10 protein-coding genes are annotated in these 9,462 nt (G+C 68.7%); 9 read left to right on the top strand and 1 reads right to left on the bottom strand.

What is annotated here, in order from left to right:
* Positions 1–97: 97 nt before the first annotated feature.
* The 9 genes from ACFWY6_RS41065 to ACFWY6_RS41025 all read left to right on the top strand — a co-directional run bounded on the left by ACFWY6_RS41065 (position 98) and on the right by ACFWY6_RS41025 (position 7,890).
* Positions 98–742, top strand: a complete 645-nt coding sequence (locus ACFWY6_RS41065; RefSeq protein ID WP_384701697.1) for an HAD family hydrolase — start codon at positions 98–100, stop codon at positions 740–742.
* 96 nt (positions 743–838) lie between these two features.
* Positions 839–1,564 carry a VC0807 family protein gene (locus ACFWY6_RS41060; protein WP_384701693.1) on the top strand — a complete coding sequence of 242 codons (726 nt, stop codon included), beginning with the start codon at positions 839–841 and terminating at the stop codon, positions 1,562–1,564.
* Positions 1,565–1,662: 98 nt separating this feature from the next.
* Positions 1,663–2,886 (top strand): MFS transporter, encoded by a 1,224-nt coding sequence (locus tag ACFWY6_RS41055; protein ID WP_384701690.1) that lies wholly within the window; start codon positions 1,663–1,665, stop codon positions 2,884–2,886.
* On the top strand, positions 2,837–4,009 hold the full coding sequence (locus tag ACFWY6_RS41050; protein WP_384701686.1) for an acetoin utilization protein AcuC: 1,173 nt from the start codon (positions 2,837–2,839) through the stop codon (positions 4,007–4,009). Before ACFWY6_RS41055 ends, ACFWY6_RS41050 begins: the two co-directional genes overlap by 50 nt.
* Before the next feature lie 134 nt (positions 4,010–4,143).
* Positions 4,144–4,959: a phosphatase gene (locus ACFWY6_RS41045; RefSeq protein ID WP_384701683.1), complete on the top strand. Its 816-nt coding sequence runs from the start codon at positions 4,144–4,146 to the stop codon at positions 4,957–4,959.
* A 131-nt stretch (positions 4,960–5,090) separates the two neighbouring features.
* A complete protein-coding gene (locus ACFWY6_RS41040; protein ID WP_266863634.1) occupies positions 5,091–5,300 on the top strand; it encodes a helix-turn-helix domain-containing protein in 210 nt (69 codons plus the stop codon).
* Between the two features lie 125 nt (positions 5,301–5,425).
* On the top strand, positions 5,426–5,524 hold the full coding sequence (locus tag ACFWY6_RS41035; protein ID WP_003948845.1) for a 30S ribosomal protein bS22: 99 nt from the start codon (positions 5,426–5,428) through the stop codon (positions 5,522–5,524).
* Positions 5,525–5,758: 234 nt separating this feature from the next.
* Positions 5,759–6,805, top strand: a complete 1,047-nt coding sequence (locus tag ACFWY6_RS41030; protein WP_361827016.1) for an NAD-dependent epimerase/dehydratase family protein — start codon at positions 5,759–5,761, stop codon at positions 6,803–6,805.
* Between the two features lie 14 nt (positions 6,806–6,819).
* Positions 6,820–7,890, top strand: coding sequence for a lysophospholipid acyltransferase family protein (locus ACFWY6_RS41025; RefSeq protein ID WP_384701678.1), 1,071 nt, complete (start codon positions 6,820–6,822; stop codon positions 7,888–7,890).
* Positions 7,891–7,976: 86 nt separating this feature from the next.
* Here the strand turns inward: ACFWY6_RS41025 and ACFWY6_RS41020 are convergent, their stop codons facing one another.
* The gene (locus ACFWY6_RS41020) at positions 7,977–9,206 is read right to left on the bottom strand and encodes a DUF5667 domain-containing protein (RefSeq protein ID WP_384701675.1); all 1,230 of its coding nucleotides are present in this window, start codon (positions 9,204–9,206) and stop codon (positions 7,977–7,979) included.
* Positions 9,207–9,462: the final 256 nt, after the last annotated feature.

Genomic DNA, 9,462 nt, shown 5'->3' with positions numbered 1-9,462 from the left:
ACCCTGTGGGAGAGTAGGACGCCGCCGAACTATTTTTGAATGGGAAACCCCCGCACCGGGATACGGTGCGGGGGTTTTCTGCGTTTAGGGTCACGGTATGCGATACGAACTGGTCATCTTCGACAATGACGGCGTTCTCGTGGACAGCGAGCCGATTTCCAACACCATTCTTGCGGGCTATCTGACCGAGCTCGGTCACCCCACCACGTACGAGGACTCCCTTCGCGACTACATGGGGGCCGCCATGCATCGCGTACACGATCTGATTCTTGAGCGCACCGGACAGCGGCTGCCCGAGGATTTCGACTCGGCCTTTCACTCGCGGGTCTTTGCCGCTTTTGAGCGGGATCTTGAGCCTGTGGCGGGGGCTTCCGAGGTGTTGGAGAAGCTCGTTGCCGGCGGGGTGCCCTACTGCCTGGCCTCGTCCGGGAGCCATGAGCGGATCAGGGTCGGGCATCGGCGTACCGGGCTCGACCGGTGGTTCGACGACGAGCGGATCTTCAGTTCCGAGGATGTGGGGCGGGGGAAGCCGGCGCCGGATCTCTTTCTGCACGCCGCCGAGCGGATGGGTGTCGCGCCCGAGAAGTGCGTGGTGGTCGAGGACAGTCCGCTGGGGGTGCGTGCCGCCGTCGCCGCCGGGATGGATGTGTATGGGTTCACTGCGATGACTCCCGCCGAGAGGCTTTCCGGGGCCACTGAACTCTTCGGGGATATGGGGGAGTTGCCTGACCTGTGGGTCTGACATTTGTCATCGCCAGGTCCGGACGATCGTTTCTGTCGGCCGATGGGTGGCTGCGGCGAAGCTGAGTGCGTCGCCAAGGGAGAGGGGCCGATCATCATGAGCCGGATTGCTGCCAATGACATGACACTCACCGCAGAGACGAAGGGCGGCACGGGCGCGACAGTCGACGTGGGTGCCCGGCGGTCGCGTTGGGAGTCGCTGAAGCCGCTCGTGCTGGACGCGGCGGTGCCCACGGCCTCGTACTACCTGCTCAGCAAGGGCTTTGGGATGGGCACGATGGCCGCGCTCGCCTGGAGCAGCGTGGTGCCCGCCGGGCGGACCGTGTGGGGTGTCGTCATGGAGCGGCGGGTCAATGGGCTCGCGGCGCTGATCCTCGTCGCCAATGTTGTCGGTCTTTCGCTGAGTCTGGTGGCTGGTGATCCGCGGCTGATGCTGGCCAAGGACAGCGGGATCACGGCGACGGTGGGGTTGGCCGTTCTGGTGTCCGTGCTGATGGGGCGGCCGTTGATGACCGTGGCGCTCAAAGCCTGGGTCACCAAGGGGAATCCGGTGCGGGATGCGGTGTGGGAGCGGCTGGTCGCCGAGCGGGGGTGGTTCGCGCGGATGGAGCGGATGTTCTCGGTGCTGTGGGGTGTGGCGCTGTTCGGTGAGGCGGCGGTGCGGGTCGTGGGGGCGTACACGCTTCCGGTCGACACCATGGTGTGGCTGGGTGGCGCGATCGCGGTGGTCGTCATCACGGCGACGGTCATCGTCGGTGGCGGCCTGGTCGTCGAGCCGATGGAGAAGAAGGTGAGTGAGGAGGTCGCCGGGCTCGGGCGGTGAGGGGCGCCGGCCGCCCCCCGCTTCGTGCGGGGTGCGCGGGGAATTGGGTGGGTGATCTATCTACCCACCAGTAGTCAGGGGTCCTACGCTCAGCAGCCATGACGGACGAGCTGCGGCGCGGCAGAGCCTCTTTGGCGTTGAGCTTCCTGGTGCAGGGGGTCACCTTCGCGTTGCTGGTGACGCGGATTCCCGCCATTCAGGATCGGTACGGGATATCCGACGGCCTGCTGCCGGTCTTCCTCGCCGCGGTGCCGATCCTCGCCGGTGTCGGGAGCGTCGGCACGGAGTGGCTGGTCAAGAGGGTGCGGCCGAGCCGGGTGCTGCGGTGGTCGCAGCCCGTGGTGCTCCTGGCGCTGCTCGGGGTCGGTGCGGGTGATGCCTTGTGGCAGGTCGCCGTGGCGCTCGGGGTGTTCGGGCTCGCGGTGGGCGCGCTCGACGCGTCCATGAACATGCTCGGGGTGAGCCTGCAGCGGGCTTACGGGCGCAGCATCATGCTGGGGTTCCACGCGGCGTACAGCCTGGGCGGGATCGCGGGGGCGTCGATCGCTTGGGCGGGGGCGCACTGGGATCTCTCGCTGTTTGTGTCGTATCTGCCGGCGGTCGTGGTGCTGCTGCCCGCGGCGTTGGTGGGGAGTCGTTGGTACGTCGATGCCGGTGCCGGTGCCGGCGCTGTCGTGGGTGACGGCGGTGAAGGGAAGGGCGGGCCCGTCGTCTTCAAGCTGCTGCTTCCGCTCTGTCTGGTGATGACCTTCGCGTACATCGGGGACTCGACTGTCTCCAACTGGAGTGCGAAGTATCTGCAGGATGTGTTGGGGAGCTCGGAGGAGGTCTCGACCGTTCCGTACAACGTCTACATGGTCATGACGCTGCTGGGGCGAGGGCTCGGGGACCTGGGGGTTCGGCGGTTCGGGGCCGTGGCGGTGGTGCGGGTCGGGTCGGTGGTGGCCGCGCTCGGGTTCGCGGTCGTGGCGGCCGCGCCCGGGGCGTGGACCGGGATCCTGGGGTTCACCGTGCTCGGGCTCGGGCTGTGCGTGATCGTCCCGCAGACTTTCGCCGCGGCGGGGAGGCTCTTCCCGGGGGCCTCGGATGCCGCTGTGGCGCGGCTCAATGTCTTCAACTACGTGGGGTTCTTGATCGGTTCGCCGCTGGTGGGGGCGCTGGGGGATGCGTGGAACTACCGCGGGGCGATGCTCGTTCCCATGGTGTTGGTGCTCGTGACCTTGTTGTACGCCCGGTCCTTCGCCCCCGGAGCGGACCGATACGGTGACGGGCATGAGCGGCCGCGCACAGTTGATGTGGGACGAGGCAGTAACGGGCTATGACTTCGGTCCTGAGCACCCCATGGACCCGGTCCGGCTCACGCTGACCAGAAGTCTGGTCGGTGCCTTCGGGCTCGACCGTGAGATGGATGTCGTCGCGGCCAAGCGTGCCGGTGACTCGACGCTGCGGCTCGTGCATCGCGAGGACTATGTGGAGGCGGTCAAGGCCGCGTCCGCCGATCCGGCGTCGGCGGACGGCAGTTATGGCCTGGGCACTCCGGATGATCCTGCCTTCGCGGGGATGCACGAGGTGTCGGCGCTGATCGCCGGGCAGTCGGTGGGGGCGGCCGAGGCGGTGTGGCGTGGGGAAGCGCTGCACGCGGTGAACTTCGCGGGTGGGCTGCACCATGCGATGCCGGGGGCCGCTTCGGGGTTCTGTATCTACAACGATGCGTCGATGGCCATTGCGCGCCTCCTTGAGCTGGGCGCCGAGCGGGTCGCGTATGTGGATGTCGATGTGCATCACGGGGACGGGGTGCAGGCTTCCTTCTGGGACGATCCGCGGGTGCTGACGATTTCGTTGCACGAGCATCCGCGGACGTTGTTTCCGCAGACGGGGTGGTCCTCGGAGACGGGCTCTTCATCGGCGGAGGGGTCGGCCGTGAATGTGGCGTTGCCGGCGGGGACCGGGGATGCGGGGTGGACGCGGGCGTTCCACGCCGTGGTGCCGGAGTTGCTTGCGGACTTTCGGCCGCAGGTGCTTGTCACTCAGCACGGGGCCGATACGCACTTCGAGGATCCGTTGGCGCATCTTGCCGTTTCGCTGGATGCGCAGCGGGGGGTGCAGGTCGCCTGTCATGAGTTGGCGCATGCGTACGCGGAGGGGCGGTGGGTCGCGCTGGGTGGGGGTGGCTATGCCGTGGTGGATGTCGTGCCTCGGTCGTGGACGCATCTGGTCGCCATCGCCGCGGGGCGGGAGGTTTCGCCTTCCGCGGAGATTCCTGAGGCTTGGCGGCAGGAAGTGTTTGCTCGTACGCGGCAGTTGGGGCCTGCGCGGATGACGGATGGGCGGTGGCCTGTCTCCTGGAAGGAGTGGGAGGCGGGGTATGACCCTGCCGATCGGCTTGACCAGGCGGTGTTGGCTGCGCGGCGGGCGGTGTTTCCGTTGCGGGGGTTGTTGGCGTAACCGGGGCTCCGCCCCCCCCGGGCCCTCGTGCGAGGGCGGGTCGTGTCGGGGAGGGTACGTCTCGTTACGCCAACTGTGGGGGTTTTCCGGGGTTTTGGGGGTCCCTGTGGGTGGGATGCGCCAGCATCGGCTGCGTGTTGAGCACCGGCGCCCTGCGGGCGCATCTGTTGGCGGCTCGGTTGGCCGGGCCTGTGGCCACCTCTCGGGAAGAGAGCCTGCGGAGCTACCGGCTCTTCGCGGCCCGGGATCCGCGGATACTGCTGGGGCTCGATCCTGAATGGAACTGGGAGTCCCGGGACTTGCTCGGGCTCATGGCCGACAAGTGCGGGGTGTCGGCGGACCCCCGGCACACCACGGGCGCCGATGTCATCGACCCCGAGCGGACGCTGGCCGCGCTCGACGCCTTTGCGGAGCGGCTCGGGGATGCCATGCGGCGGCGGCTTCCCGTGCTCTTCGGGACCGGGCATCCGCACCGGCTGCTCGGGTTCTACGCCGCGTTGGCGGACGCCTTGTCGGCGGCCGGGTGCACCGTCCTCACCCCCGCGCAGGGCAACAGTGTCGACATAACGACCCGGTTCGGCCTACGCACGTACAACCTTGACTACGTACAAGGAGTCGCGCTGGTGCGGGAACCCGGCGTGCGTCCCACCGGGAGTGAGACCGGCGCACACACCCACTCACCGCTCCCGGTTCGGGCCGCCCTCGCGGCCGCCGCGGAGGGTCCAGGGCCCCTGCCCGAGCTGGTCATCGGGGACCACGGATGGGTCTGCGGGGCAGGTCAGCTGGGGTTTGAGGCGATCGGTCTGGCGGATACGGATGATCCCGCGCTGTTCGTCGGAGAGGCCGAGGGGCAGGTGTCCGTCGTCGTTCCGCTTGATGACGCTGTGCGGTCTGATTACTACCGACCGCTTACTCGCTATGTACTCAATCGAGCGTGTCTGTCACAGTAGGCGGCCGATGGCTACTCCTCTTCCCCACTCGCATCATCCGCCCCTAGTCTGGGAGTGAGCGCGCAGGGACGAAGAGTCACCGGAAGGGGAAGCCGGTGCCCGTCATGTGCGGAAGGTTCAGGTGGGGTGTCATGGCTGCAGACCAAAGGCCGCTGAACGAGGTTGCGTTTCTGACCGTGGCGGAAGTCGCCGCGGTTATGCGAGTGTCCAAGATGACCGTGTACCGCTTGGTGCACAGCGGTCATCTGCCCGCCATCCGGGTCGGAAGGTCCTTCCGGGTCCCGGAGCAGGCGGTTCACGAGTACCTCCGCGAGTCCTATGTAGGAGTCGAGGCGGGCTGACAGGAGTCCCTCGATCCACCTCGATTACGTCCCTCACTCAGAGGCGGGTAGGCTAGGCCGACGTAGGTCGTGTGGGCCCAGTCTGCTGCCCCGCACTTAGTGAAGAGAAGTGAGCGAGGGTAGTCGTGGGCTCTGTTATCAAGAAGCGGCGTAAGCGGATGGCCAAGAAGAAGCACCGCAAGCTGCTGAAGCGCACCCGCGTTCAGCGTCGCAACAAGAAGTAAGCGACAGCTGTACAAGCGCGCCCCGAAGCCCTCCCGCCGTCCGGCGGGAGGGCTTCGGCGTTTTCCGCGGAGTTTCCCGGGTTCACCAGCGCTTTTGTGGGCCTCTCGTGTGGCTGTCGTCACTTCCTGCAGCAGGCGGTCATCACAGCGCAACATCGACCCGCTAGCGTGTGCCGGGAGAGTGATGACGGTGCGCGTCAGGACTTCGAGGGCTGGGGAAGGCAGGCGCTGATCTTGGGCAAGGTCGTGCTCGTGACCGGGGTGGCCCGACAACTGGGCGGGCGGTTCGTCCGACGCGTCCAGCGCGATCCGGAGGTCGACCGGGTCGTCGCCGTGGACGCGGTCCCTCCCGAGCACCATCTGGGCGGCGCGGACTTCGTCCAGGCCGACATCCGGCAGCCGGCGATCGCCAAGGTGCTCGCCGAGTTCTCCGTGGACACGGTCGTCCACATGGACGTCACGGGGACCGCGCTGGCAGGCGGCAGCCGGGGTTCACTCAAAGAGACCAACGTCATCGGCACCATGCAGCTGCTCGGCGCCTGCCAGAAGTCGCCGACGGTCAAGCGGCTGGTGGTGAAGTCGTCGACCAATGTGTACGGCTCCGCGCCGCGCGACCCGGCGGTCTTCACCGAGACGACACCGCCCAAGTCGCTGCCCAGCGGTGGCTTCGCCAAGGACACCGTCGAGGTCGAGGGGTACGTACGCGGATTCGCGCGGCGGCGCCCGGACGTGGCGGTGTGTGTGCTGCGGTTCGCCAACATCCTGGGTCCTGCCGCCGACTCTCCGCTCGCCGAGTACTTCTCGCTGCCGGTCCTGCCGACCGTCTTCGGCTACGACCCGCGGCTGCAGTTCGTGCACGAGGACGACGCGATCGAGGTGCTCCGTCTGGCCGCGCACGATCCGCGGCGCGGGACGCTCAACAGCGGCACGTTCAACGTCGCGGGCGACGGCCTGCTGCTGCTCTCGCAGTGCTCGCGGCGGCTCGGGCGGCCTACGCTCCCGGTGTTCATGCCCGCGGTCACCTGGGTCGGCCAGGCGCTGCGCACGGTGGGCGTGACGGACTTCTCGCCCGAGCAGATCAGGCTGCTCACCCACGGCCGTGTGGTCGCAACACGGCAGATGCGCGAGACACTGGGCTTCCGGCCCAAATACACGACCGCGGAGACCTTCGCGGATTTCGTACGCAGTCGGGGTCCCGGGCTTCTGCCGCCGCAGGCCGTCGCCGGGGCCTTGGACCGGATCGCCACGCTGCCCTTCGTGGGCAACCAGAGCGCCAACTGAGGAGAGCGTCAACGATGGCGGACGCCAAGGTCATTCCGTTCGACGACGACCGGTCGCGCGGGGGCGCCCTGCGCCCGACGCGGCGCAGGGGCGCGACCCGGCGCAAGAACGATCCGGCAGCCGTGCGTGAGGTCACGGCCATGCCGGCCCAGCAGGACGGCGAGCCGGGGGTGGAGCGGGCCGATCCTGTGCCTTCGGCGGAGCCGGCGCCGAAGCCGGGAGCCGCACCCGAGCCACGGGGCGGCGGCGGCCTGGAGCGGCGCATCGCGGGCGGGCTCGCGTTCCTGCGGCGGCGGCTCACCGGGGAGTACGAGGTCGACGACTTCGGGTACGACGAGGAGCTCACCGACCAGGTGCTGATGTCCCTGGTGCGGCCGTTGTACGAGAAGTACTTCCGCGTCGAGGTGAAGGGCATCGAGAACATCCCCTCCGACGGCGGGGCGCTGATCGTCGCCAATCACTCGGGGACGCTGCCGCTCGACGGCCTGATGATGCAGGTCGCCGTGCACGACAACCATCCGCAGGCGCGGCATCTGCGGCTGCTCGCGGCGGATCTGGTCTTCATGCTGCCGGTCGTGAATGAGCTCGCGCGCAAGGCGGGGCACACGCTGGCGTGCGCGGAGGATGCCGAGCGGCTGCTTGAGCGGGGTGAGCTGGTCGGGGTGATGCCGGAGGGGTTCAAGGGCATCGGGAAGCCGTTCAGCGAGCGGTACAAGCTGCAGCGGTTCGGGCGGGGCGGGTTCGTCTCCACCGCGTTGCGGACGGGGACGCCGATCGTTCCGTGCTCGATCGTGGGGGCGGAGGAGATCTACCCGATGATCGGGAACGCGAAGACGCTGGCGCGGGTGCTCGGCTTTCCGTACTTCCCGATCACGCCTACGTTCCCGTGGCTCGGCCCCCTGGGGGCGTTGCCGTTGCCGACGAAGTGGACGATTCAGTTCGGGGAGCCGATTCCGACGGATGGATATCCGCCGGAGGCTGCCGAGGATCCGATGCTGATGTTCAACCTGACGGATCAGGTGCGGGAGCAGATTCAGCACACGTTGTACAAGCTGCTGGTGCAGCGGCGGTCCGTGTTCTTCTGAGGCGTTCTTCTGAGGCGGCGGTGCGTCGCGCTCATGCCTGAGGGGCCAGATCCCTGCGGATCTGGCCCCTCAGACATTCCGTGGTGCTACTTCGGGTCCTCGCCCTCGATCCCCAGGCCCGGCAGCAGGCCCGGCAGGAGTGGGGGCACCGTTACGCCCGGCTTGGCAGGGGGGGATTCGTTCTCGGCCTTGCCGTCCGATGGGGTCGGGGTCGTGTCGGTCTTCGGGGGGTCCAGGAGGCCGCCCGTGCTGCCGCCGAGCAGGCCGTCGTCCTCGCCGCTGCTGTCCGAGTTCGACGGGTGCGGCTTGCTGTCGTCGCTCGAGCCGCCGCCGGGGGAAGACTCGGGGGCGGAGGGGCGGTCCGGGGTGGAGGAGCCCGAGGAGCCCTGGCTGGGCCGGTCCGGGGTGTCGCTGGTGTCCGGGGTGCGGGGGAGCAGGGAGCGGAGCGGGTCCACTTCCTGGTCCATCGCGTCGAAGACCGAGTTGACCTTCTCGCCCACGTCGCCCAGTTGGACGGGCAGGCGGCTCTGCAGGTCGCTCCAACTGCTGCGGTGCGACTCGGAGAAGGCGGACAGGGCCTGGATGGGGCCGAGCGATCCGTCCCTCTCGTACGCCTCGTGCAGCAGGCGGTGGCCTTCGGCGGCGTCGTGCTGCATGCCGGAGAGGGCTCGCCTGATCTCGCCGAGGGACTCGTGGTCGAGGTCGCCGGCGCGGCCCCGCTCCATCAGCCGGCGGGCTTCGTTCAGCCGGGTCGAGGCGTGGTCGAGGTAGATCTCGCCCTTGTCGCCGTCGTCGTCGGCCATGCCGAGCTTGATGTCTTCCATGCCGCGCTTCAGTCCGTACAGCGAATCGCCCGGAAGCGCGTCCGAGCTTGCCGCGGCCACTCCGCTGAACGCCCCGGCGGCGACGCCGACGGTGAGCCCGCCCGCGGCGATGCCCTTGGACAGCCGGGAGCGCGGCCGCAGCTTGCGCAGCCCGGTGGCCCGGTGGGCGCCCTTGCGGGACCGCTGTTCGGGCACCGATGTGCCGGTGGTGCCGCCGCCCGCGGCCGTGCCCTCGAGGAGCATGGCCTCCATGGCGGCTACGAGCTGGGCCCGCTGGACCACTTTGACCTCGGGATCAAGCTCCGGCTTCGGCAGCTCGCCGAGGCCGGTCGCCAGGGTCAACATCCGGTCCGGGGCCGCCTGTTCGGACAGCGCTGGATCGGGCGTGACGGAATCGTCGGTCTGCTCGGCCGCCGGGTCCTGGTCGGACTGCTCCTCCAGGGCCTGGGCGAAGGCGTTCGCCCGCCGGTGTGCCGATACGTTCGCGATCACTGGCGGCACCTCCTCTCGTCATGACGGTCGACTCCCCAGGGGGTCCTGAGGGTTGCACACCTTGAGCACATCCACACGAATGAGTGAGCGGAGGCGATCAGGGAGCGACCACAGGGAGCCTGCATCCCGCACAACGAGCGTCGCGGCACTTGGGTTACGGACGAAGGATGATCGGACCGCCAGAAGTGCGGGGGGTGCCACGGGGCCCCCCCGGACGGTGGGGGGGGGGGGACCCCCCCCCGGGGCGGGCCGCGCG

Origin of the sequence: Streptomyces sp. NPDC059037, assembly GCF_042740015.1 — a bacterium.
GTDB lineage: Bacteria > Actinomycetota > Actinomycetes > Streptomycetales > Streptomycetaceae > Streptomyces.
Note: the sequence above shows the minus strand (reverse complement) of the source record. Positions and strands in the feature narration are given on the sequence as shown.